The sequence below is a fragment of the Streptomyces sp. NPDC057280 genome (assembly GCF_042668605.1).
Classification (GTDB): Bacteria; Actinomycetota; Actinomycetes; order Streptomycetales; family Streptomycetaceae; genus Streptomyces.
In genome coordinates, this window is record NZ_JBHUYR010000001.1 from 1,697,005 (window position 1) to 1,719,938 (window position 22,934).

The window sequence follows — 22,934 nt, forward strand, 5'->3', positions numbered from 1 at the left end:
GCCCTCGCCTAACCCCGCCGCCGCACCGCCCGGGCGGTCAGGACGCCCGCTCCCACCAGCAGCGCGGCACCCGCCCGCCCGCGGTTGCGGGACAGCCATTCCTGTGGACTCCCCGGCAGCGACTCCTCGTCGAACCGCCCGTGCGCCCCGAAGTCCCGCCCGTGAGGACCGTCGGCCGGGCTCCACAGGTTGCCGACCGCTCCCTCCGCCGTCCCGTCCTGCTGCGCCTCGAACGCGTTGCGTGCCAGGTACCGGTCCAGCAACCCCGGCGCCACCGCGTTGGCGAGCAGTGTCGCCACCGTCGATCCGCCGACCCAGTACTCCCGCCGCCGCCCATGGGACGCGGCATGCACGATCGCCCGGGCCGCCACCTCCGGCTGGTACACCGGCGCGACCGGTCGGGCCCGTCCCGGCATGCGGCTCAGCACCCAGTCGAACTGCGGGGTGTTGACGGCGGGCAGCTGCACCATCGTCGTACGGACGCCGCTGCCCGCGTGCAAGAGCTCGCAGCGCAGCGACTCGTTGAACCCCTGGATGGCGTGCTTGGCGCCGCAGTAGGCGGACTGCAGCGGGATCCCGCGGTACGCGAGTGCCGATCCGACCTGCACCACGGTCCCCCGGTCGCGCGGCAGCATGTGCCGCAGGGCGGCCCGGGTGCCGAACACACAGCCCAGGTACGTCACTTCGGTCACCCGCCGGAACTCGTCCGGGGTGATCCGGGTGAACGGCGCGAAGACCCCGGCGAAGGCGTTGTTGACCCAGACGTCGATGCCGCCGAACGTGTCGGCGACCTTCTGCGCCGCGTCGTCGACGGCCTTGGCGTCGGACATGTCGACGGGGACGACGAGCGCCTCACCGCCGGCGCGCTGCACCTCGTCCGCCGCCGAGGCGAGACCTTCGCGGCCCCGGGCCAGCAGGGCGACCCGGTCGCCCCGGGCGGCGAAGGCCAGGGCCGTGGCCCGCCCCACGCCGCCGCTGGCTCCGGTCACCACCACGGCCCTGCCGTGCCGGGAGAGCGCGCTCCAAGGACGGCTCACCGCGCATCACGCCCGGTGGTGCGGCTGTTCGGGGTCGATGTCGTCGGGTCGCGGCGCCGCGCCGCTGCCGGGGATGCCGGCCGCGGGCGTGTCCGCGCCGGGGGCGCCGGTCGCGCCGGGGGCTGTGGGCGGCATCGGCGGATACGGCATGCCGAGTCCGCTGGGCGGCGCGCCGGGGGCCGTACCGCCCATGACACGGTCGCGGCCCGTGGTGAGGTCGGCCTCGCTCTTCGGGGTGTGCCGGGAGTGGGACGGCCGGGCCATGCCGCGCAGCACGAAGGCGACGGCTCCGAGGATCGCCGCGGTGATCAGCGCGGCGGCCCAGTCCGGCAGCCCGAGGGCGAGAACCAGGCCGAGCGTGAGGGCGAGGGCGGCGCCCGCGTACAGGGCGACGGCGCCGGACGCGGCGTACAGCATGGCCTTGCGGCGCTGCTTGCGGGTCTGTTCGCGCAGTTCGTCGCGCACGGTCTCGCGCGCGACCTGCGCCAGCTCGTCGACGAGATGCTTGTCCAGATGCTCAAGATGATCCAAGCGGTCCATGGCCGCCGGGTACCCGCACGCCCGTACGCATAACGCGGTCCGTCACGGCCGATTACCGCCGGGTAGGGGGCGGGGCGCCGGGTACCCGCCCGGCTCGCAGTCCCCTATCGGAGGGAAGAGAAGAGGATGACCGCGCACACCGACGTAGTGGAGCTGCTCAAGGGGCAGCACGCACGGATACGGGAACTGCTCGACGAGGTGGCGGCCACCAAGGGCGACGAACGGAAGCACGCCTTCCATGATCTCGTCCGGCTCCTCGCGGTGCACGAGACCGCGGAGGAAGAGGTCGTCCATCCCTTCGCCCGCAAGCACATCGACGGCGGTGAACTCGTCGTCAAGGACCGCATCGAGGAGGAGGAGCAGGCCAAGCGGGCGCTGTCGCGCCTGGACGACATGGACCCCGACTCCCCCGAGTTCCTCGATCAGTTCGCGGCGCTGCGGCAGGACGTCCTGGCGCACGCCGACAACGAGGAGCGCTACGAGTTCGCGCACTTCAACCAGGTCGCCGACCGCGACAGGCTGGAGAACCTGGCCCGTGCCGTGCAGGCGGCCGAGGCCCTGGCGCCGACCCGCCCGCACCCCGGGACCGACACCGCGCTGAAGAACGTGGCGGTGGGCCCCGTCGCGGCCGTCGTCGACCGTACCCGGGACGTCATTCGCAAGGCCATGGGCTGATCCACGCCCGGTGAGCGGCCGGGGCGAGGAGATCAGGTGAAACGATCTCCTCGCCCCGGCCGCCGCGACTAGGCTCGTCCGCATGGACATTCTGGGAGCCACGCTGCGCGTCTGCGTCGACGACCTGGAGACCGCGGTCCCCTTCTACGAACGGCTGGCGGGCGGCCCCGCGCTCCGCTTCGAGCGCGGCGGTGTCCAGGTGGCCGCCGTGGGCTGCTTCCTCCTGATGAGCGGCCCCGAGGCCGAGTTGGAGATCCTGCGCAAGGTCGCGGCGACGATCGCGGTCAAGGACGTCGACGAAGCCCACGCCGTACTGACCGAGCTGGGTGCGCGTGTGATCGCGGGTCCGGTGGGCACTCCGGCGGGCCGCAATCTGATCGCGGTGCATCCGGACGGGGCGGTGTACGAGTACGTGGACCGTCGGGTCTGAGGCCTCCTGGTCACCGCATGCGGAAGTCGTAGCGGGCCGGCAGCGGTTCGTCGCTGATCCGCTCCCACAGCCGGCCTACCGCCTCCGCCCCTTCCCGCAGATCCGCGACCTCGAAGCCTTCCTCGAACACGGCCCGCGCCTCGTCGCGCCTCCCCTCGGCGCACAGCAACTGGGCCTCGACGAACCGGAATCGGCCGCGTTCGCGGGTCGCGGGATGCAGCCGTTCCCACACCGTCCGCGCCTGTGCCGTGCGCCGCACCGCGAGCAGTGCCTCGATCGCCTCGCGGCCCAGCGCGGCCGTGGCCGCGGTCCATAGCTCGCCCGCGTCGCGCCGCTCCCGGCACAGGTCGTCGAAGGCCTCCGCGTACCGGCCGGCCGCCCGCTCGTGGTCGCCGATCTCCCGGTCGGCCACCGCGAGGCAGCGCAGCAACGGCCAGACGGACGGCGCGAGTTCGAGGGCCCGCTCCCAACTGCGCACCGCCTGCGCCCGGTCCCCGGCGTGCCACTGGGCGATGCCGAGGTGGTACTCGGTGAGCGGGGTGGCGGGCGCGGTCTCCAGCATGTCCCGCCAGTGCGGGGCGACCAGGGTCCCGCCGGGCGGCCGTACCCGGCGCGGCTCGGGCAGCACGCCGACCCGGAGCAGCTGCAGCCACGGCTCCTGCTCCTCGCCGAGGGTGCTCTCGTCGAAGGGCGTGCCGGGCAACTTCCAGTCAGCGCGCAGTACTTCGAGCGCACCCCAGCCGGAACCGGTGGCGAGGGTCTCACCGGGTTCGGTGTCGGCGTGCGGCTTCCAGGCGGCGTACGCGGCGTCCACGTCGGCGCGCGGCAGCACGGCTTCGAGCCGAGCCTCCACTTCCCCGGCCTCGGGCGCACAGCTCAACGGCCCGTACGCCTCCAGCCACGCCACCTCGCTCTCCGCCTCCAGCCGCACATGCTCCAACTGGGTGCGGGCGAGCCCCGCCTGGATCTCGCAGTAGCCACCGGTACCGGGTTCGGTCAGCCATTCCTGCCAGCGCCGCCCGCCCCTTCCGGCCCCCCAGATGAACAGCTTGCGCCCGCGCAGCACATCGGTGGACGTCTGCACCAGCCCGTGCCCTTCGTCGTCGAGGGCGGCGATCCAGCGGCGCCGGCCGTCGGGAAGGTCGTAGAAGTAGTCGGCCGCGTACGGGTGCTGCCGTAGTTCCTCGTACGACGGGACCGGCACCCGGCGCAGCCGGCGCTCGTACCCGAAGTGATAGGCCTCGTCCGCGGGCGCCAGGACCCGGCGTTCCTCCGGTACGGCGATGTTGGACCACCAGTAGGTCGGCACCGGCTTCTCGTGCGGATTGCGGACGCGGACCCCGACGTACAGGAAGTCGGAGCCCTCCGGCAGCCAGAGGTCGACCTGGAAGGGCAGGTCCCGGAGCCGTTCCCACTCCCACAGCCGCAGCATCTCGCCGCCGTCCGGGGCGGGGACGCGGGCGGCGTGCAGGGGTGAGCAGGCGAGGGTGGTGTGGCCGGTGGCGCCGATGTTCCATTCGATGCCGCCGGAGAACCAGGCGCCGTTGAGGGCGAAGTCGGCGGGCTGGAACACCGGGTTGCGGTACAGGAGTTCGCGGCCGGACGGCTTGTGGAGGAGGGAGGCGATCCGGCCACCGAGGCCCGGCAGCACGGTGACCCGCAGCCGGTCGTTCTCGATGACGAGCGTGTCGAGGGCGCGGGGCTCGCGCATCCGCTCGTAGCCGTCCCGTACCGGGACGGGCAGCAGGCTGCGCAGCGGCTCGTACCCGATCTGCCGCGCCATCTCGCGCGGGAGGCCCTCCCGGTCCTCGACACGGTGCAGCTCGTCGAGGGGCCGGAGCGGAGGCAGGGGGTTGTCGGGCCCCGGCTCCGCGGCGGGCAGCGTCACTACGTCACGTCGGATCGTCGTCACGATCACCATGGAAGCCGCTCGCCGGGGAGCTGACCAGGGGCGCTACCGGTCAGGATTGGGCAAAGGCGGACACGACGATGTCGGCGAGGAGGGCGCCCGCAGTGCCGTCCGGGTCCAGGTCGGGGTCGTAGATGGTGACGTTGAGGCCGACGCAGTGCGGGGACGCGAGCAACGGCCGCAGCAGGGCGACGAGTTCGTCCGGCAGCAATCCGTCCGGGTCGGGGCTGTCCACCGCCGGCATCACGGACGGGTCGAGGACATCGGCGTCCAAGTGGACCCAGAAACCCTCCAGTTCGGGAATCTCGAAGGCCTCGGCGGTGGCCCGCGCCAGCGCCTGCGCGCCCCACTCCCGGATGTCGCCGACGGTGACGACGGGGATCTTGAGGGCGGCGAGTTCGGCGCGGTCGTCCTCGAACGCGTCCCGGTTGCCGAAGAGCCGTACGTCCTCGTCCCGCAGATAGGGCTTGAGGCCCTCCAGGTTCGTGAGGTCGTTCTGTCCGCGCCCGGTGCCGAGGGCCACCTCCTCGCCTCCGGCCGCCCCGATCCGGTCGGAGTTGCCGGGGTGCCGGAAGTCGGCGGAGGCGTCCACCGCGACCAGCCCGTAGCGGCCCAGACGGCGCAGCGCGAGGGAGGCGCCGAGTTGGATGGAGCAGTCGCCGCCGAGGACCACCGGGAACTCCCCAGCCCGCACATGCCGCTCGATGCGGTCGGCGAGCTTCACGGTGTAGGAGGCCAGGGCAGCCGCGTTGAAGACGCCGTCGCCCTCCTGCCAGTCGCCCCGGTCGTAGCGCGGCGGCACGACCACGCCGCCCTCCAGGGCGCCCAGCCGCTGCACGATCCGCTGCTCGCGCAGCGCACCGGCCAGCTTGTAGCAGCCGGGGACGGTACCGGGCGCGGGCGGCCGCAGCCCGAGGTTGGAGGGGGCGTCCAGGACCACTCGGGTACGCATCGTCGCCGTCACTTCGCCTTCCGGATCATCTCGGCGGTGATGGCCCACCGCTCGTGGTCCCGCCAGGCCCCGTCGATGTAGAGCATGTCGGGCGAGTAGCCCTCCAGGCGGAAGCCGCAGGAGCGGGCCAGGCCGATCGAGGCGGCGTTGGCGGGCTGCACGTTGATCTCCAGCCGGTGCAGCCGCATCCCGCCGAAGGCGTAGCGCACGACGAGCCCGAGCCCCTCCCGCATCAGCCCCCGCCCGGCGGCATGGGCGAAGGCGCCGTACCCGAGCGCTCCGCTCAGGAAGGCGCCCTCGACGATGTTGTTGATGTTGATGTACCCGGCGATGGCCCCGCCGTCCTTCTCACAGACGAGGAACCCCACCTTGGTCGGGTCCTCGATCAGCCGCTGCGCGAAGCCGGCGAAGCCGCCCGCGCTGTCCGGCGGGAACAGCCACGGCTGATGCAGTTCCTTGCTCTCCCTGGCCCGGGCGGTGAACTCCGGACCGTCCTCGTAGGTGATGTGACGTATGCCCACGCGGGGGCCCTCGGCGAGGAAAGCGGATGAGGTGTGCGGCATCCCGCCACCCTACGACGGGCTAGCTTCTGCGCCTCATGAAATACGCCCCGCACAGGGCGCCGATGACGCCCGTGGCCAGCAGTGCCGTCCACAGGGGCATGGTGACCTCGGGGATCAGCAGTCTGATCCTGGTCTCGCCGGTGTTCTCGAAGATGAAGATGAGGGCGAGGACGGCGAGCAGCAGGACGACGATCCTCGCGGGCGTCACCGCGCTGCTCTTGCCGCCGGCGGTGCCGCCGCTCGCGGAGGTCTTCGGGCTCATGCGACCAGCGTGGGCCAGCAGGGTGTCCCCCGCCCGGCGGGCGCCGCCCACCGGGTGACTCAGCCGCCGGCCACGGGCAGCTCCAGCACTCCGGTGTCGCCGGGCGCGCTCACCACGGTCACCGGCTTGATCCCCCGGTTGCCGAAGTAGGCGTCGTCGCTCGCCGCCACCACGAACCGCAGCCGGTGCCCCTGCTCGTACCGGTGGACGATCCCCGGCAGCGTGACGGTGAAGCGCCGGGTCACGTCGCGCACCCGGACCGGCGCGACCAGCCGGTGCACCAGCGTCTGGGTGCCGTCGGGCGCCACGTCGTACAGCTTGGCGAACAGCACCAGCTTGTCGGCGGCGTTCCCGGAGTTCTGGGTCCGCTCGGCCTTGGGCGAGACGACCTTCAGCGTGGCCTTCGGCGCGCCCACGACGTCGGTGGCGCGGGCGAGCGGTTCGCTGGTCCAGCCGAGGTAGGTGCCGGCGGTGTCGTACGGCGCCGGGTCGGGCAGCCCGACGATCCCGGCCAGCGAGCTCTCGGAGTGGCTGGTCGGCACGAGCCAGTTGGTGTACGTCCGGCTGCCGCGCGTCACCTTGTCGCGGTTGTCGACGAGCTTGCCGTCCCCGGACAGGTACAGCTTCTGGCTGAGCACGGGCAGGCTGCCGGCGGTGGCGTAGGTGCCGTTCGGGTCGGTGATCCAGTCGCGGTAGTAGGCGAACGCGGGTCCGGTGTCGGTGTTCTTCTGCTTGCGCAGATAGCGGTCGAACCAGGCGAGGACGCGCTTGCCGACGTAGCTGGACTCCAGGTTGCCCTGGCTCAGGTCGAGTTCACCGGCGACCTGGCCCCCGCTGTGCCCCCAGGACTGCCAGATCATCTTGGCGGTCGTGCCCTGCGCCTTGAGTGTCTTGTACGTCGCTGTCGCCTCGTTCAGGTTGAAGAGGCTGTCGGTCTGTCCCTGGACGAGGAGCGTGGGCGCCTTCACCCGGCTCAGGTAGCTGACCGGGGAGACGCTGCGGGCGTAGGCGAGCAGCTCGGCGGTGTCGGCGGCGGGGTAGCTGCCGGAGTTGAGGGTGCGGACGGTGTCGCAGGCGTCGGTGACGAAGTGCAGACAGCCGAGGGAGTTGATGCGGGAGGGGTCGAGATTCGGCGTGGTCAGGGGCTGGCTCTCGCCGATGAGGTAGAAGCCGTTGGCCCACTGCCACTTGAAGGCGCCGGGCACCTCGCGGGCGGCGTTGTTCGGGTCCAGGGAGTACGCCAGGTCGTGCCAGGTGATCATCGGCACGAGCGCGTCCACGCGGTGGTCGACGGCGGCCGTCGCCAGCTGGATCGCGCCGCCGTAGGAGCCGCCGATCATGCCGACGCGCGGGTCGCCCTTGCGGTCGAGGGTGACGAAGTCGGCCTTGGTGCCGTCGTCGGCGGCCCGCTTCCCGGCGAGGAAGTCGATGAGCCCGGAGGCCGCCGTGCCGTCGATGTCCGGGTCGTCCAGGGAGATCAGGCAGCCGGAGTTGCCGAAGCCGAGCCCGGAGTAGACGAGCGAGACATAGCCGCGTTCGGCGAAGGCCTTGCCGATCACGTCCGTCGAACCGTCGGACTTGCTGCCGCCGAAGCCGTTGGTGGCGAGCACGGCGGGTGCCCGGTCGATGCCCGTGGGCCGGTACAGGTCGGCGTCGATCGTGCACGCGCGGCCGCCGGCCTGAACGGTGAACTTGAGGGCGGTGACGGTGTACTGACCGGTGGCCTGGGCGGGTGTGGCGAGTGTGGCACCTAGCAGGAGAGCGAGCGGGACGCTGTAGCCGAGCACACGACGGGACACGAGACCTCCACGCTGAGGACAACCCGACCTACCGACCGGTAAGTACCGGCCGAACGTCATGGTGTGACACGTGTCAGGCGCGGTCAATCACCGGGACGAGTGTTTCTTGACAGAAATTCAGCGGAGGGCCGGCTCCGCCAGGATCAACGTGCCCGAGTCGGCGTCGAGTTCGGCCGTGACCCCGAACGGGATCGTCAACGCCCCTTCGCAGTGCCCGAATCCGAACTCCTCCACGACCGGCACCCCGAGCCCGCCGAGCCGGTCGACGAGCAAGGCCCGCACCTGCGCGTACGGATCGCAGTCCTGCCAGGACCCGAGCAGCACCCCCCGCACCCCGTCGAGCCAGCCCGCGCGCAGGAGTTGGGTGAGATAGCGGTCGAGGCGGTACGTCTCCTCCCCCACGTCCTCCAGACACAGCAGCCCGCCCCGCGCGGAGGGCCGGGCGTGCGGGGTGCCCAGGTCGGCGGCGAGCAGGCAGAGGCAGCCGCCGAGCGTGACGCCCCGCGCACGGCCGGGGACCAGAGCCGTACCGCCGGAGGCGATCGTGCGGACCGTCTCCGGTGCGAAGAGGGTGGCTTTCAAATGCTCCTGTGCCCGCGCGTTCTTGATGAAGTCGATCCCGGCGGCCATCGGCCCGTGCAGGGTGACGAGGCCGAGCCGGTTCGCGAACGCCTCGTGCAGGGCGGTGATGTCACTGAAGCCGACGAAGACCTTCGGCCCGGCCGCCCTCATGGCGTCCCAGTCGAGCAGGTCGATCATGCGCTGGACGCCGTAGCCGCCGCGGGCGCACAGCACCGCGTCCACGGCCGGATCGCACCAGGCGGCCTGGAGATCGGCGGCCCGCTCCGCGTCGGTGCCCGCCAGGTAGGTGAACTCGTCGTGCCGGTCCAGCACATGGGGAGCCACCACCGGGTCGAGGTCCCAGCCGCGCAGCACGTCGAGCCCGGCCTGCAGCCGCTCCTCGGGCACGGGCCCGCTGGGCGCGACGACGGCGACGCGGGCACCGGGGGCGAGTCTGGACGGCCGGACGAGTTCTTTCACTTGCTGAGCTCCAGGGTCGGGATGCCGGCGAGTTCGTTCACTTGTCGAGCTCCAGAGTCGGGATGCCGGGCGGGTTGAGGACGAAGACCTGGGCATACAGGGAGAGTTCGGACTCCAGGGCCCTGATCATGGTCTCCGCCCGCCGGAACCCGTGCCCCTCCCCCTCGAAGGCGATGTACGCGTGCGGTACCCGCCGCCCCTCCATCCGGGCGAGGAACCGCTCGCACTGGGCGGGCGGGCAGATCACGTCGTCCAGCCCCTGGAGCAGCAGGAAGGGCGCGGTGATCCGGTCGGCGTGCTCGGTGGGCGAGCGCTCCGCGTACCGCGCGGGCACCTCGGCGAGCGGCCCGACGAGCGTCTCCAGGTACTGCGACTCGAAGTCATGGGTCTCCCCCTCACCCCAGCCGGCCAGGTCGAGGATGGGATAGACGATCGTCCCGCAGGCGTACACGTCGGTCGCGGTGAGCGAGGCGGCCGCGGTCCAGCCGCCCGCGCTGCCGCCGCGGATCGCCAGCCGGTCCCGGTCGGCGGTGCCCTCGTCGGCGAGGGCGAGCGCGACCGCGGCGCAGTCCTCGACGTCGACGACGCCCCACTGCTCGCGCAGCCGGTTGCGGTACTCCCGGCCGTGCCCGGTCGAGCCGCCGTAGTTGACCTCGGCGACGCCGATGCCCCGGGAGGTGAAGTAGGCGATGGACAGGTCGAGGACGAGAGGCGCCCGGCTCGTCGGACCGCCGTGCGCCCACACCACGTACGGCGGCAGCTCGTCGCCCGGCGCGACGCAGCCGGGGTGGTGGGGCGGGTAGACGTGGGCGTGGATCTCGCGTCCCTCGGGCCCGGTGAAGGTGCGGATCTGCGGCTCGGGGTAGTACGCCGGGTCCACGGAATCGTCGTGGGCGGCGCCGATCACCCTCGCCCGGCCCGTGCGGGTGTCCAGCTCCACCACCTCGTGGGCGCTGCGCGGACTGGCTCCGACGCCGACGACCCGCTCGCCGTGCACCGCGAGGGTGGACGCGAACTCCGTCCAGGGGCCCGCCGCGTCGACGACCTCCCCGGTCTCCGGGTCCAGCACCCCGAGCGCGGTGGCGCCCCGCCCGTGCACCACGGCGATCAGACCGCTCTCCAGCGGCGCGAACCAGCGCTGTCCCAGCTTCCACAGCGGCCCGCCGAACTCCTCCTCGCGCGGGCACACCGGCTCGCCGTCGCGGTAGAGGTTCCACCAGCCGGTGCGGTCGCTCGCGTACAGCAGGGCGCCGTCGTGCGCCCAGTCGACCTGGGCGATGGATTCCTCGGGGCCGCCGGCCACCGTACGCGGTTGGCGCAGGGCGCCGTCGTCGGCCACCGAGGCGAGGACCAGCTCCGTGCCGTCCCACGGCATCCGCGGATGGTCCCAGCCGAGCCAGGCCACATGCCGCCCGTCGGGGGAGATCCGCGGTCCGGTCACGAACCGGTGCCGGGCGTCGGTCAGTTCGCGGACGGCGTCCCGGTCCTGGGCGGCCGAGCCGTCCAGCGGCACCGCGGCGAGGACGCGGCGGACGTCGGTGGGGCCGTCGCCGGTGAACTCCTCCAGGACGCACCACACCTCACCGAGGCCGGGGCGGAGCACCGGGTCCGCCCAGCGCAGGCCGCCGCCCACCGGGGAGACGGGGGTCAGGGGACGCGGGTCGCCGCCGGGCTCGTACCGGTACAGGCGCTGATCGGCGAAGTTCACGAAGACGACGAGCGGCCGGCCGCCGTCGCCCATGGTCCCGGCCCAGGGCTGACCGCCGTATTCGATCACCCTGCTGCGGACGTTCCACGGCGCCGGGAGCACCGGCTCCTCGCTGCCGTCCGCGCGGCGCCGCACCAGGGTGCGCCGACCGCCCTCGGTGGGCCGTGGCTCGGTCCACCACGCCTCGTCGCCGACGAAGCCCACCCACTCGGGGTGCCCGTCGTGCGCGGCGGCGAGGGCCGCGTCGATGGGCGAGGGCCATGAACCGTAGGGCAAGGTCTGCACGTCGTCCCCCATGTGCCTAGGCGCTCCGCAGGAACCGGTCGAGGACGCGGACGCCGAAGTGCAGCGCCTCGACCGGGACCCGCTCGTCCACGCCGTGGAAGAGCGCCTGGTAGTCGAAGCCCTCCGGGAGCTTCAGCGGCGCGAATCCGTAGCCGGTGATGCCGAGGCGCGAGAACTGCTTGGCGTCCGTGCCGCCGGACATGCAGTACGGCACCACATGTCCCTCCGGCGCGAACTCCTCGACGGCCGCCCGCATCGCCGCGTACGTCGGTGAGTCCACCGGCGCCTGGAGCGCGACCTCGCGGTGGTGGAACTCCCACTCCACGTCCGGTCCGGTCAGCAGGTCAAGGGTCGCGCGGAACTCGTCCTCGCCGCCTGGGAGATAGCGTCCGTCGACGTACGCCACGGCCTCCCCGGGAATCACGTTGAGCTTGTAACCGGCGTCCAGCATGGTCGGGTTGGCGCTGTTGCGGACGGTCGCCTCGACGAGCTTGGCGGCCGGGCCCAGCTTCTCCAGCAGGGTGTCGACGTCGGTCAGGTCCGGTTCGATGCCGTACAGGACGGCGAGTTCGGTGAGGGCGGCCCGGACGGTCGGGGTGAGCCGCAGCGGCCACTCGTGCTCGCCGATGCGGGTGACGGCGGCGGCCAGGCGGGTGACCGCGTTCTCCTTGTTCACCTTGGAGCCGTGCCCGGCGCGGCCGCGCGCGGTGAGCTTCAGCCAGCCCGTGCCCCGCTCACCGGCCGCGATGGGGTAGATCCGGCGCCCGGCGCCGTCGTGGAACGTGAACGCCCCGGACTCGCTGACGCCCTCGGTGCAGCCCTCGAAGAGCCCCGGGTGCCGGTCGGCGAGAAAGCCGGAGCCGTCCTCGGCGCTGGCCTCCTCGTCGGCGGTGAACGCGACGACGACGTCCCGCCGGGGCCGCACGCCCTGCCGCGCCCAGGACCGGACCACGGCGAGGATCATCGCGTCCATGTTCTTCATGTCGACCGCGCCCCGGCCCCACACGACCCCGTCGCGGATCTCCCCGGAGAACGGGTGCACGCTCCAGTCCCGGGCCTCGGCCGGCACCACGTCCAGATGACCGTGCAGCAGCAGCGCGTCCGCCGACGGGTCGGTGCCCTCGATCCGGGCGACGACGTTCGTCCGGCCCCTGGTGCGCTCCAGCAGCACCGGCTCCAGGCCCGCCCCGGCCAACCGCTCCGCCGCGTACTCGGCGGCGGGCCGCTCCTGGCAGTCGCCCCCGCCCCGGTTGGTGGTGTCGATGCGGATGAGGTCGGACGTGAAGGTCACGACCTCGTCCATCGCCTGCCCGTCAGCCATACTGCTCCTCCACCGCGGCCGAGACGATCGTGGTGACCGCCTTGAAGGCGCGGATTCCCTCGTACATCGTGGCGCTGGTGTACGCCACCTTCCGCTCGCCGATCCGCCGCACACCGGGCACGACGGTCGCGGCCATCGCCAGGTGCTCGGCGTCGAACTCGAGCGCGATCGTGAACGGCCCCGCGTCGAACGGTTCGTGACGTACCGCCAGGGCCGCCGCCTCCTTCGCCGCCGCGCGGATGTCGGCCGCGGTCCTGGCCGGTGTCCGGCACACCGCGGCGTAGCGCGACACATGGTCCTTGACCGCGACCTTCAGCGCCTCCGGCGCGTACCCGAGCGCGTCCTCACAGGCCACGTCGTCGCCGGTGACGAGGATGACGGGTACCCCGTACTCGGCGACCACGCGCGCGTTGAGGAGCCCTTCGCTGGCCCGCTCGTCGTTCACCCACACCCCGGTGATGGAGTTGGCGAGGTACGTGTGCGCGAGGACGCCCTCCATGCCGGCCCCCGCGTGATAGCCGACGAAGGCGATGCCGTCCACGTCGCCGTGCTGCACGCCCTCCACCATGGACAGCGCCTTGTGCCGCCCGGTGAGCATCTCGGCGCGGTCGTCTAGGCGCTCCAGGAGCAGGTTGCGCATGGTCCAGTGCGCCTCGTTGATCAGCACCTCGTCGGCTCCGCCGTCGAAGAAGCCCAGCACCGCGGCGTTCACGTCAGAGGTGAACATCGCGCGGCACCGCTCCCACTGCGGAGTCCCCGGCAGCACGTCGGCCGGCCAGGTCACGCCGGTGGCGCCCTCCATGTCGGCGCTGATGAGGATCTTCATGCCGCCTCACGCTACGCGGTTCCGGCGCCTCCCGGCAGCCCTGTGGAAAACCCTCACCGGCACAGACCAGTGAATCTCACACCTCAGGCCGTACGCCCCACCACCTGCCACTTCGACGGCAGTTCGATGCGCACGCCGTCGGCGGTGTACTCCGTGGTGGTGAGCGGCAGTTCGCCGCTCGCGAGGACGCTGAGGCCGGCCGCGCTCAGATACTCGGGGACGGCGGCGTCGGAGACCTCGCCGGGCGCGATGCCGTGCCGGAAGACCGGCGCCAGCTTGGGCGGCGGGCCCGAGGGGCTCTGGGCCAGGCCCATCAGGACCGGCTTGGCGGCCTCGGAGAGCTCGACGAGGAAGGCCCGGCCGCGCTCGCCGAGGAGGGCGGCGAGCCCGTCGACGAAGGGCTGGCGGTCGTCGGGCTCGCACTGGTGCAGTACGCCCCGCACATAGACGTTGGCGTCGCCGAGCTCCGCGTGCAGTGACTCCGCCTCGCCCTTCCCGGCGGCGTCGAGCACCCGGTAGCCGGCCTGGCCCGCGGGGTCGGCGTGCCGGGCGTGCTCGACGGCCGCCTCGGACAGGTCGACGCCGAGGACGCGCGGGAAGCGGTCGGCGAGGAACCGGGTCTGGGTGCCGTTGCCGCAGCCGAGGTCGACCATGGGCAGGCCGGGGTCGGCCAACCGTGGTTCGAAGAGGGCGAGATGGAGACCGGCGGTGAGCGCGGGCTCCGCGTCCCAGAACACCGCCCCCTGCTCCTCGGGGGCCTCCCTCCAGAAGCCCTCCCAGGCCTCCCGGTACCGACTCGTCACGCTCATGCCCAACTCCCCAGGGTGCGTAGCCGACCCGTCGCGAGTGACGGGCCAGTACGGTCTATCGCGCCCTGGTTACGGCTACAAGCGCGGAGCGCATTCCTTCACCCCTCGTACGAGCTGTGCACGCCCCCGGGCGCCCCGCGCGCCCCGGCAGAGTGTCAGCGTCGCGGCAGGGTCTGTTCGAACCAGACGGTCTTGCCGGCGTTCGTCCGGCTCGCGCCCCACTCCCGCGCCAGCGTGCTGACGATGCGCAGGCCGCGCCCGAACTCGTCGTCGGGACCGGCGTTGCGCAGGGTGGGCAGTTCGTGGTCGTCGTCGTCCACCTCGCACAGCAGCGTCTCGCCCCGCACGAGCCGCAGCTCGACGGGGCGGCTGTGGGAGTGCCGTACGGCGTTGGTGACGAGTTCGCTCACCATGAGTTCGGTGGTGTCGGCCAGCCGTCCGAGGCCCCACTCGTGCAGCTGTTCCCGGACGGCGGCGCGGGCCCGGCCGACCTCGATCGGGTCGACGGCGAGCCGCCACTCGGCCACGTCGTCCGGCTCGATGCCGTTGAGCCGGGCCATCAGCAGGGCGACGTCGTCCTTGCGGCCGCCGCAGGTGTTGAGGGCGCGGATGATGGTGTCGCAGGCCTCGTCCATGGACGCGGCCGGGTGGGCGGCGGACTCGCACAGCGTGGCCAGTCCCACGCCGATGTCCTCGCCGCGCACCTCGACCAGTCCGTCCGTGCACATCACGAGCCGGTCGCCGGGCCGCACGCGCACGCGTACCGCCTCGAACGGCACCCCGCCGACGCCGATGGGCGCGCCGGTCGGCAGGTCGAGCAACTCGCTGCGGCCGTCCGCCGCGTGCACGATCACCGGCGGGATGTGGCCCGCGTTGGCGATGTGCACCTCACCGGCGATCGGGTCGTACACGGCGTACAGACAGGTCGCGAGGTAGGTGTCGCCGAGGCGCTGGGCGAGGTCGTCGAGGTTGCGCAGCAGCTGGGCGGGCGGCAGGTCCATGGCGGCCATGGTCTGCACGGCCGTCCGCAACTGGCCCATCATCGCCGCGGAGTTGAGGCCGTGCCCCATGACGTCACCGACGACGAGGGCGGTGCGGGCGCCCGGCAGCTTCACGGAGTCGAACCAGTCGCCGCCGACGCGGCCGAGGAGGGTGCCCGGCAGATAGCGGGTGGCGATGTCGCAGCCCGCCATGCGCGGCGGGATGTGCGGCAGCATGCTGTCCTGGAGGGTCTCGGCGACGCTCTCCTGGTAGGTGTACATGCGCGCGTTGTCCAGCACGAGGCCCGCGCGGGCGGCGAGTTCGGCGCCGGTGACCCGGTCCATGTCGTTGAACTCGACGCGCTCCGGGTGCCGCAGCAGGATCATGAAGCCGAGGACCACATTGCGGGCCTTGAGCGGGACGACCAGCATCGAGCGGTGGGTGATCAGGGGCCGGATGTCGCGCTTCTCGAACTGCGCGGCGATGGCGTGGCCCATCTCCTCGCTGATGCGGGGCACGAGGACGGGTTCGCCGGTGGTCATGCACTGGAAGAACGGCGTGTGGGCGGGGAACGGCATGGCCTCGCCGACCGGCACCACGTCGTCCCAGCGGCCGGGTTCGTCGGTGTGCTCCACGGCGACCCGGTGCCACAGGGTGGTGGTGTCCGGCACGCCCTCGGGGAACCCCTCGCCGGCGACGACCTGTTCCCGCAGATACGTGCCGGCGACGTCGGTGAAGCGGGGGACGACGGCGCGGCTGACCTCGATGATGGTCTTCGACAGGTCGAGGGAGGTGCCGATGCGGCCGCTGACCTCGTTGAGGAACTCCAGACGCTCGCGTACGGCGGCGTACTCGAGGTCCTCGCCGTCCTCCTCCGCGGGATCCTGGGGCAGCGCCAGACCCTCGGCCGCGGCGCGCGCGGCCCGCTCCCGGCGGGCCCTGCGCTCGGCGCGTCGCGGGACGCCCCAGTCGGGGGTCACCGGCACCCGGTCGTTCTGGCTGAACTCCAGGACGGGATAGCCCAGTTCCAGTACCTGGGAGACGATCCGGGCACCTTCGTCGACGCTCATGCTGGGCAGGATCTCGGGGAGCCTGCGGGCCAGTTCCTCGGCGCCGGGGAAGTCGGTGTGCAGCGCGAAGGCCGGGGCGATGCGCTCGACGGCGATCTCGTCATCGGGGTCGTCGGCCTTGAGGGCGTCCGCGTCGGCGGCCAGCACCAGCAGCCGCTCTTCCCCGGGTCCGACCAGGGGGTACGCCCACCAGAGCACGTCCCGCCGGTGGCCCTCGGCGACCGTGAGCCGGGCGCGGCCCGCGGCCGGGTAGGCGAGCCTGCCGCCGAGGGAGGACTCCAGATCGGGTCCGAGGCCGTCGTAGGCGTCGTACGCCCCGTAGGGCACGGTGTCTTCCTCGTCGGGCAGCGCTCCGGAGACGGGCAGCAGATCGACCGCGGCACGCCCGATCGCCTCTTCCTTGGCGGCGCCGAACAGGCGGCGCGCCCCTCGGCTCCAGTGGGACACGAGTCCGGCGCGGTCCACCACGACCACGGCCAGCGGAATGCGTCCGACCGGGGTGCTGTCCACCGCTCCGCTCTCAGCGCCGCGGCTGGGAGGTGTGTCCCTCTCGCTGCCACGGTCCATGGCCCAGGCCCTCTCTCCCACGGCTCCGCAAAGATCTGTGCCGACCGTTCCACCGTACGGCCGCGTCCGGTGGTGATGTGCGGCAATGCGGGAATTGACCCCGCCTGATCGCATGCCGTGCGCCCCGCGCACGCCCCGGCCGGACGGAAACGGCCGGTTGGGGGCACCGTGGGGTTACTGACGGGTTTTCCGCCGCTGTATCCGGCTTGCTCAGTCCTCGTGCCCCAGCTGGAGGTCCCGTTCGGTGCGGCCGCCGCCCGCGACCTGGAGGACGGTGGCGATGGGCGGGTAGCCCGCGGCGATGACCGTGTACTCGCCGGAGGAAAGGTCAATGAACCGGAACGTTCCGTCGGCGCCGGTGGTGAGCGTGTCCACGACGTTGCCCGCCGCGTCCAGCAGCGTCACGCGCGCGTCCTCGACGGGACGGCCGCCGCTCGCCCGTACCGTTCCGCGCAGCACGGCGCCGCCGGCGAGCTCGATGTCCTGGCGGGTCTCCCGGGCGGCCTGGACGGTGACGGGGAGCGCGGCCGGGCGGAAGGCGGGGGCGCTGGCGGCGAGGGTGTACTCCCCCGCCACGAGTTCGGTGATGACATAGCCGCCCTCGCGTCCGCTGCGGGTGGTGGCGACGACCTCGCCGTGCACGTTGGTGAGGGTGACAGTGGCGTCCCGCACGATGGCGCCGTCCGCGGTCACCACGCTCCCGGCCAGGCGCCCGGCGCCGCCGAGGACGACGTCGAGCTCGACGGGCCGCTCGCCGACGGTGACGGAGACGGCCTGCGGCTGGTGCCCGCCCGCCGCCGCGATCAGGACGTACGCCCCCGAGCCTGGCGTCGAGAGCGCGTACCGCCCGTCCTCGCCGCTCGCGCCCCGGCCGATCTGCTGCCCGGTGACGTCGATCAGCGTGAGCGCCGCGCGCGGGACGACGGTCCCGTCCGGGTGCTGCACCGTGCCGCACACCGGGATTCCGGCGGCGTACGGCGAACGCGCCTGCGGGATCGGCGTGTTCAGGGGTGCGGGCTCGGTTTCGGCGGCGTTGTGGGACACCAGTGGTTTCTCCTTGAGGAAGAAGGCGGTGAGCAGTCCGAGGACGAGGACCGGCACGAGGTAGAGGAAGATCCGCGGCATGGCGTCGGCGTACGCCTGGATGTAGGCGTCGCGCAGCCGCGGGGGCAGCGCGTGGACGAGCTGCGGGGTGATGGACTCGGCGTCGGGCAGCCCCGCGGTCGGGGGCAGGCGCTCGGCGAGGGCGTCGGCGAGCCGGTCGGCGAAGAGCGTGCCGAAGATCGCCGCGCCGACCGAGCCGCCGATCTGGCGGAAGTAGTTGTTGGCGCTCGTCGCCGTGCCGAGGTCGGCGGGGCGCACCGAGTTCTGCACGGCGAGGATGAGGACCGGCATCACCATGCCGATACCGGCGCCGAGGACGGCCATCCAGAGGCTGTAGTGCAGCCGGGGCGTGTCGGCCTCGAGCCGGGAGAGCAGCCACATGCCGAGGACGGAGAGCGCGCCGCCGAGGACGGGCCACACCTTGTAGCGGCCGGTGTGGCTGATGAGCTGCCCGGAGATGATCGAGGCGCCGACGATGCCGCCCATCATGGGCAGCATCAGCAGGCCCGACTCGGTGGCGCTGGCCCCGTCGACCATCTGCAGGAACGTGGGCAGATAGCTGGCGGCCCCGAAGAGCGCGACGCCGACCACCAGGCCCACCAGACCGGTGACGTTGAAGACCGAGTCCCTGAACAGCCGCAGCGGGATGAGGGGTTCGGTCGCGAAGTGCTCGGCGACGAGGAAGAGGACGGTGGCCGCCAGCGCGCCCGCGCCGAGCCCGAGGATCACCCGGGAACCCCAGGCGTACTCGGTGCCGCCCCAACTGGTCAGCAGCACCAGGCAGGTCGAGGCGGCGGCGAGCAGCAGCATGCCCGGGATGTCGAGGCGGGCCCTGGTGCGCGGCTTGGGCAGTTTGAGGACGGCGGTGACGACGGCGAGGGTGACCAGGCCGAAGGGGACGTTGATGTAGAAGCACCACCGCCAGGAGAGGTGGTCCGTGAAGTAGCCGCCCAGCAGGGGCCCTGCGACGGAGGCGAGGCCGAACGCGGCGCCGATGAGGCCCATGAAGCGGCCGCGCTCCCGGGGCGGCACGATGTCGGCGATGATCGCCTGCACGCCGATCATGAGGCCGCCCGCGCCGACGCCCTGCACCGCGCGGAAGGCGATCAACTGGTCCATCGTCTCGGCCCGTCCGGCGAGGGCGGAGCCGATGACGAAGACGACGATCGCGAACTGGAAGACGCCCTTGCGGCCGAGGAGGTCGCCGAGCTTGCCGTAGACCGGCAGGCCGATGGTGGCGGTGAGGAGGTAGGCGGTGATCGCCCAGGACATCTTGTCCAGGCCGTGCAGCTCGCCGACGATCCTGGGGAGCGCGGTGGCGACGATCATCTGCTCCAGCGCGGCCAGCAGCAGCGCGAGCATCAGCCCGAAGAAGACCAACCGCACCCGGCGCGGGCCGAGTTCGACGCTCCCGGCGGGTTCGGGGACGGCGAGCCGTGGGCTCTCCGGGGCCGGTTCGCCCCGGAGGTCCTCCTGCACCGCAGTGGTCCCGCCCACGTGTCCGCTCCCCTCGCCGCGCCTCACAATTCCCGCTTAATGCGACAACTGCGAGCAAGCGCGACGAGTTACGGCAGACCGGAGTGATGGACGGAGATCCACTCGATCCGGTGAGGGGAGCAACGTCCCCCGCTCACCGGGGACTTACTTCTCGACGTTCACCGGGGACCTACTTCTCGACCTCGGTGGCGAGGTTGGCGAGCAGCGCATCGTAGATCCGGCCGAGGCCCTTGGGGGCGAAGGTCTTCTCGAAGAAGCCGCCGATGCCGCCGGCGCCGTTCCAGACGGTGGTCACGACGACACGGGACTTGCCCTCACCGGCCGGCGTGACCCGCCAGGTGGTGACCATGGAGGAGTTGCGGTCCTTCTCGACGAGCTCGCCGTCGGTGGGCTCGCTGACCTCCAGGAGGCAGTCGCGCACACGCTTGCTGGTGGCCTGGAGCTTCCAGTGGACGAGGGTGCCCTCGCCGTCGCCGCCCTCGCGCACCTCGTACTCGCTGAAGTGCTCGGGCAGCAGCTTCTGCCGCGTGCCGCTGTAGTCGGCGAGGGCGTCGAACACCTTCTCCGCGTCGGCGGCGACGACCCGCTCGGTGGTGGCCTCGACCTGCGCCATTGCAATCCTCCAGGACCTGGATTTCGGGGGTGGGGCCAAGCCAACCACCCCGGTCCCCGGGCGCCCAAATCGGGGCCGCGCGCGACACGCGGGAGCGCCCCCGGAAAAGACAGTCGCACGATCAAGGGAACATATGTTCTATTCTCTGTTCAGTGCTACCGAGGAGGCCTCATGCGCTGGGAGAACCTCACAGAGTCCGCCGAACACGGCAGGGCGGACGCCGCCCTGTTCGGCGCCGACGCGGTGACCAGCCGGACGTTCGACACGCCCGAATTCGCCGGCATCACCTTTCACGAGATCCGGGCCCGGTCGATCATCAACCGGGTGCCCACGGTCTCCCGGATGTCCTTCCAGTGGACGGTCAATCCCTACCGGGGCTGCTCGCACGCGTGCGTGTACTGCTTCGCCCGCAAGACGCACAGCTATCTGGACCTCGACACCGGCCTCGGCTTCGACTCGCAGATCGTGGTCAAGACCAACGCCCCGGAGCTGCTGCGCCGCCAGCTCGGCTCACGCCGCTGGCAGGGCGAGCACATAGCGATGGGCACGAACGTCGACTGCTACCAGCGCGCGGAGGGCCGCTACCGCCTGATGCCGGGCATCATCGGCGCCCTCACCGACCACGCGAACCCGTTCTCGATCCTGACCAAGGGCACGCTGATCCTGCGCGACCTCGACCTGCTGAGGCGGGCGCACGAGGTGACGGACGTCGGCATCTCCGTCTCGGTCGGCTTCACCGACCCCGACCTGTGGCGGACCGTGGAGCCGGGCACGCCCGCCCCGGAGCGCCGCCTGGACGTCGTCCGCACCCTGGCCGAGCACGGCATCGGCTGCGGCGTCCTGATGGCTCCGGTGATCCCGTTCCTGAGCGACGAACCGGCCCAACTCCGCGCCACCGTACGGGCGATCGCGGCGGCCGGGGCGACCTCCGTCACCCCGCTGGTGCTGCATCTGCGCCCCGGCGCACGGGAGTGGTTCATGTCCTGGCTCGCCCACCACCATCCCTACCTGGTGCGCCGCTACGAGCGCCTGTACGCCGACGGCTCCTACGCGCCCAAGTGGTACCAGCGCCGGATCACCCGTCAGGTCCACGAGCTGGCCAGGGAGTACGGCATCGGCCCCACCGACCCGGGCATGCCGCGCCGGCTTCCGGAGCCGGAACCCGATCCGGTCGCGCCCGACTTGCCGGGAGGAACCCAACTCACGCTGATCTGAGAGCGTTCGAGCGCTTCCGGCGGCCCAATCGGGTCAAGTCTTGCCAGAACGCGTTCTTCCGGGCGCCCTTTCCGGGACGATGCGGCGAGGACCGTGAAACTCGCGGCCCGAAACCTCCGTCCTGGGAGGACTCCATGAGAAAACGCGCAGCCGTGCTGTGCGGCGCCGCTGTCGTCATGGCCGGGAGCTTCACCGCCCTGCCCGCCGACGCGAGCACTCCGCGCACCGCGGACACCGCTCCGGCCGCGAAGCTCACCTGGAAGAGCTGCGGCACCACGAACTACCCGACGCTCCAGTGCGCGTCCCTCAAGGTCCCACTCGACCACGACCGCCCGCACGGGCGGCAGATCACGCTCGCCCTGTCCCGCGTGCCGCACACCGCGAAGAAGTCCCAGGGCCCGCTGCTGGTCAACCCCGGCGGTCCCGGCGGCAGCGGTCTGACGCTGGCCGGCTTCGTGGCCGGTTCGCTGCCCAAGGCGGTCGCGGCGCAGTACGACGTCATCGGCTTCGATCCGCGCGGTGTGGGCAAGAGCAAGCCGGCGCTCGACTGCAAGCCCGGCCACTTCAACCCCGTCCGCCCCGACTCCGTGCCGAGCACGCCCGCGATCGAGAAGGCCAACCTCCAGCGCGCCAAGTCCTTCGCGGCCGCCTGCGGCAAGAAGTACGCCGACCTGCTGCCGTACATCAACACGGTCCAGGCCGTGCGGGACATGGACTCGATCCGTGCCGCCCTGGGCGCGAAGAAGATCAACTACTTCGGCTACTCGTACGGCACCTATCTGGGCGCGGTCTACGCCAAGCTCTTCCCGGAGCGCGTACGGCGGCTGGTCCTGGACTCGATCGTCGACCCGACCGGCATCTGGTACGACGACAACCTCGGCCAGGACTACGCCTTCAACGACCGCCACCTCGCCTTCATGGCCTGGGTCGCCAAGTACAACGCCACCTACAAGCTCGGCACCGATCCGGCGAAGATCGAGGCCAAGTGGTACAAGGTGCGGGCCCGGCTCGCGAAGAAGCCTGCGGGCGGCAAGGTGGGCGCCTCGGAGTTCGAGGACACCTTCATCCCGGGCGGCTACTACAACGGCTACTGGCCCTACCTGGCGGCGGCGTTCGCCGCGTACGTGAACGACAAGAACGCCGACCCGCTGGTCGAGGCGTACGAGAACTTCGCCGCCGTCGACGCCTCCGGCGACAACGGCTACAGCATCTACGCCTCGGTGCAGTGCCGTGACGCCGACTGGCCGCGCGACTGGAGCCAGTGGCGCGACGACAACTGGGCGGTGTACAAGAAGGCGCCGTTCATGGCCTGGAACAACGCCTGGTACAACGCGCCGTGCGCGTTCTGGCCGACCGGCTCCCTGGAGCCCGTGGACGTCGCCAACGGCGACCTGCCGCCGGTGCTGCTCTTCCAGGCGACGAACGACGCGGCCACCCCCTACCAGGGCGGCGTGATGGTCCACCGTCTGCTGCACGGCTCCAGCCTGGTGGTCGAGCAGGGCGGCGGGAACCACGGCATCACGCTGAGCGGGAACGCCTGCCTGGACAAGCACCTGGCGGCGTACCTGACCGACGGCACCGTGCCGCGCAGCGGCGGCGAGGTCGACGCGGTGTGCGACGCGCTGCCCGACCCGAAGCCGCTGAGCTCGGCGTCGGCGGCGTCGCGGGGCTCGACGCTGCACGGCATGCTCGGCTTCCGCGGCTGAGCGGCCTTGCCTGACGGCCCGTCG

19 protein-coding genes are annotated in these 22,934 nt (G+C 72.0%); 4 read left to right on the forward strand and 15 right to left on the reverse strand.

The genetic code is table 11. The features are described 5' to 3' along the window. Positions 1 to 8 precede the first annotated feature (8 nt). Both ACFUO4_RS07755 and ACFUO4_RS07760 read right to left on the reverse strand, forming a co-directional pair. Entirely contained in the window at positions 9 to 1,037 is a 1,029-nt protein-coding gene (locus ACFUO4_RS07755; protein ID WP_383480903.1) for an SDR family oxidoreductase, read from the reverse strand. 6 nt (positions 1,038 to 1,043) lie between these two features. Continuing rightward, complete coding sequence (locus ACFUO4_RS07760) at positions 1,044 to 1,577, reverse strand: phage holin family protein (RefSeq protein WP_383480906.1); 534 nt, start codon at positions 1,575 to 1,577, stop codon at positions 1,044 to 1,046. A gap of 126 nt (positions 1,578 to 1,703) precedes the next feature. Between ACFUO4_RS07760 and ACFUO4_RS07765 the strand changes: the two genes are divergently transcribed. Next, positions 1,704 to 2,252 (forward strand): hemerythrin domain-containing protein, encoded by a 549-nt coding sequence (locus tag ACFUO4_RS07765; protein ID WP_383480909.1) that lies wholly within the window; start codon positions 1,704 to 1,706, stop codon positions 2,250 to 2,252. 82 nt (positions 2,253 to 2,334) lie between these two features. Further along, a complete protein-coding gene (locus tag ACFUO4_RS07770) occupies positions 2,335 to 2,682 on the forward strand; it encodes a VOC family protein (RefSeq protein ID WP_079308518.1) in 348 nt (115 codons plus the stop codon). A 10-nt stretch (positions 2,683 to 2,692) separates the two neighbouring features. On the opposite strand, the gene ACFUO4_RS07775 is transcribed toward ACFUO4_RS07770, so the two are convergent. The 13 genes from ACFUO4_RS07775 to ACFUO4_RS07835 form a co-directional block, all read right to left on the reverse strand. Next, a complete protein-coding gene (locus ACFUO4_RS07775; protein WP_383480912.1) occupies positions 2,693 to 4,603 on the reverse strand; it encodes a DUF5107 domain-containing protein in 1,911 nt (636 codons plus the stop codon). Between the two features lie 40 nt (positions 4,604 to 4,643). Continuing rightward, positions 4,644 to 5,543 carry an arginase family protein gene (locus ACFUO4_RS07780; RefSeq protein WP_079308553.1) on the reverse strand — a complete coding sequence of 300 codons (900 nt, stop codon included), beginning with the start codon at positions 5,541 to 5,543 and terminating at the stop codon, positions 4,644 to 4,646. Positions 5,544 to 5,551: 8 nt separating this feature from the next. Continuing rightward, positions 5,552 to 6,106, reverse strand: coding sequence for a GNAT family N-acetyltransferase (locus ACFUO4_RS07785; RefSeq protein WP_079308517.1), 555 nt, complete (start codon positions 6,104 to 6,106; stop codon positions 5,552 to 5,554). 19 nt (positions 6,107 to 6,125) lie between these two features. Continuing rightward, positions 6,126 to 6,368, reverse strand: coding sequence for a LapA family protein (locus tag ACFUO4_RS07790; protein WP_383480917.1), 243 nt, complete (start codon positions 6,366 to 6,368; stop codon positions 6,126 to 6,128). Positions 6,369 to 6,427: 59 nt separating this feature from the next. After that, positions 6,428 to 8,167: a CocE/NonD family hydrolase gene (locus ACFUO4_RS07795; protein WP_383480920.1), complete on the reverse strand. Its 1,740-nt coding sequence runs from the start codon at positions 8,165 to 8,167 to the stop codon at positions 6,428 to 6,430. Positions 8,168 to 8,284: 117 nt separating this feature from the next. Further along, entirely contained in the window at positions 8,285 to 9,208 is a 924-nt protein-coding gene (locus ACFUO4_RS07800; RefSeq protein ID WP_383480923.1) for an LD-carboxypeptidase, read from the reverse strand. A gap of 37 nt (positions 9,209 to 9,245) precedes the next feature. Then, positions 9,246 to 11,213: a prolyl oligopeptidase family serine peptidase gene (locus ACFUO4_RS07805; RefSeq protein WP_383480926.1), complete on the reverse strand. Its 1,968-nt coding sequence runs from the start codon at positions 11,211 to 11,213 to the stop codon at positions 9,246 to 9,248. 4 nt (positions 11,214 to 11,217) lie between these two features. Continuing rightward, positions 11,218 to 12,522: a M20/M25/M40 family metallo-hydrolase gene (locus ACFUO4_RS07810; RefSeq protein WP_383480929.1), complete on the reverse strand. Its 1,305-nt coding sequence runs from the start codon at positions 12,520 to 12,522 to the stop codon at positions 11,218 to 11,220. Continuing rightward, positions 12,515 to 13,348, reverse strand: a complete 834-nt coding sequence (locus ACFUO4_RS07815) for a M55 family metallopeptidase (RefSeq protein ID WP_383480932.1) — start codon at positions 13,346 to 13,348, stop codon at positions 12,515 to 12,517. The genes ACFUO4_RS07810 and ACFUO4_RS07815 overlap by 8 nt, the downstream gene beginning before the upstream one ends. 83 nt (positions 13,349 to 13,431) lie before the next feature. Next, positions 13,432 to 14,157, reverse strand: a complete 726-nt coding sequence (locus tag ACFUO4_RS07820) for a class I SAM-dependent methyltransferase (RefSeq protein WP_383480934.1) — start codon at positions 14,155 to 14,157, stop codon at positions 13,432 to 13,434. 155 nt (positions 14,158 to 14,312) lie between these two features. Next, positions 14,313 to 16,775 (reverse strand): SpoIIE family protein phosphatase, encoded by a 2,463-nt coding sequence (locus ACFUO4_RS07825; RefSeq protein ID WP_383480937.1) that lies wholly within the window; start codon positions 16,773 to 16,775, stop codon positions 14,313 to 14,315. A gap of 210 nt (positions 16,776 to 16,985) precedes the next feature. Then, on the reverse strand, positions 16,986 to 19,376 hold the full coding sequence (locus ACFUO4_RS07830; protein WP_383480940.1) for an MFS transporter: 2,391 nt from the start codon (positions 19,374 to 19,376) through the stop codon (positions 16,986 to 16,988). Positions 19,377 to 19,545: 169 nt separating this feature from the next. Further along, complete coding sequence (locus ACFUO4_RS07835) at positions 19,546 to 19,989, reverse strand: SRPBCC family protein (protein WP_383480943.1); 444 nt, start codon at positions 19,987 to 19,989, stop codon at positions 19,546 to 19,548. Between the two features lie 171 nt (positions 19,990 to 20,160). Between ACFUO4_RS07835 and ACFUO4_RS07840 the strand changes: the two genes are divergently transcribed. Both ACFUO4_RS07840 and ACFUO4_RS07845 read left to right on the forward strand, forming a co-directional pair. Further along, complete coding sequence (locus ACFUO4_RS07840) at positions 20,161 to 21,204, forward strand: Rv2578c family radical SAM protein (protein ID WP_383480946.1); 1,044 nt, start codon at positions 20,161 to 20,163, stop codon at positions 21,202 to 21,204. 134 nt (positions 21,205 to 21,338) lie between these two features. Beyond that, complete coding sequence (locus tag ACFUO4_RS07845; protein ID WP_383480949.1) at positions 21,339 to 22,910, forward strand: alpha/beta hydrolase; 1,572 nt, start codon at positions 21,339 to 21,341, stop codon at positions 22,908 to 22,910. Positions 22,911 to 22,934: the final 24 nt, after the last annotated feature.

Bases quoted from the DNA above. Each gene is read 5' to 3' on its own strand.
- ACFUO4_RS07760 (WP_383480906.1), bottom strand. From the start codon at position 1,577: ATGGACCGCTTGGATCATCTTGAGCATCTGGACAAGCATCTCGTCGAC.
- ACFUO4_RS07765 (WP_383480909.1), top strand. From the start codon at position 1,704: ATGACCGCGCACACCGACGTAGTGGAGCTGCTCAAGGGGCAGCACGCA.
- ACFUO4_RS07770 (WP_079308518.1), top strand. From the start codon at position 2,335: ATGGACATTCTGGGAGCCACGCTGCGCGTCTGCGTCGACGACCTGGAG.
- ACFUO4_RS07775 (WP_383480912.1), bottom strand. From the start codon at position 4,603: ATGGTGATCGTGACGACGATCCGACGTGACGTAGTGACGCTGCCCGCC.
- ACFUO4_RS07780 (WP_079308553.1), bottom strand. From the start codon at position 5,543: ATGCGTACCCGAGTGGTCCTGGACGCCCCCTCCAACCTCGGGCTGCGG.
- ACFUO4_RS07785 (WP_079308517.1), bottom strand. From the start codon at position 6,106: ATGCCGCACACCTCATCCGCTTTCCTCGCCGAGGGCCCCCGCGTGGGC.
- ACFUO4_RS07790 (WP_383480917.1), bottom strand. From the start codon at position 6,368: ATGAGCCCGAAGACCTCCGCGAGCGGCGGCACCGCCGGCGGCAAGAGC.
- ACFUO4_RS07805 (WP_383480926.1), bottom strand. From the start codon at position 11,213: ATGGGGGACGACGTGCAGACCTTGCCCTACGGTTCATGGCCCTCGCCC.
- ACFUO4_RS07810 (WP_383480929.1), bottom strand. From the start codon at position 12,522: ATGGCTGACGGGCAGGCGATGGACGAGGTCGTGACCTTCACGTCCGAC.
- ACFUO4_RS07815 (WP_383480932.1), bottom strand. From the start codon at position 13,348: ATGAAGATCCTCATCAGCGCCGACATGGAGGGCGCCACCGGCGTGACC.
- ACFUO4_RS07820 (WP_383480934.1), bottom strand. From the start codon at position 14,157: ATGAGCGTGACGAGTCGGTACCGGGAGGCCTGGGAGGGCTTCTGGAGG.
- ACFUO4_RS07825 (WP_383480937.1), bottom strand. From the start codon at position 16,775: ATGGACCGTGGCAGCGAGAGGGACACACCTCCCAGCCGCGGCGCTGAG.
- ACFUO4_RS07835 (WP_383480943.1), bottom strand. From the start codon at position 19,989: ATGGCGCAGGTCGAGGCCACCACCGAGCGGGTCGTCGCCGCCGACGCG.
- ACFUO4_RS07840 (WP_383480946.1), top strand. From the start codon at position 20,161: ATGCGCTGGGAGAACCTCACAGAGTCCGCCGAACACGGCAGGGCGGAC.
- ACFUO4_RS07845 (WP_383480949.1), top strand. From the start codon at position 21,339: ATGAGAAAACGCGCAGCCGTGCTGTGCGGCGCCGCTGTCGTCATGGCC.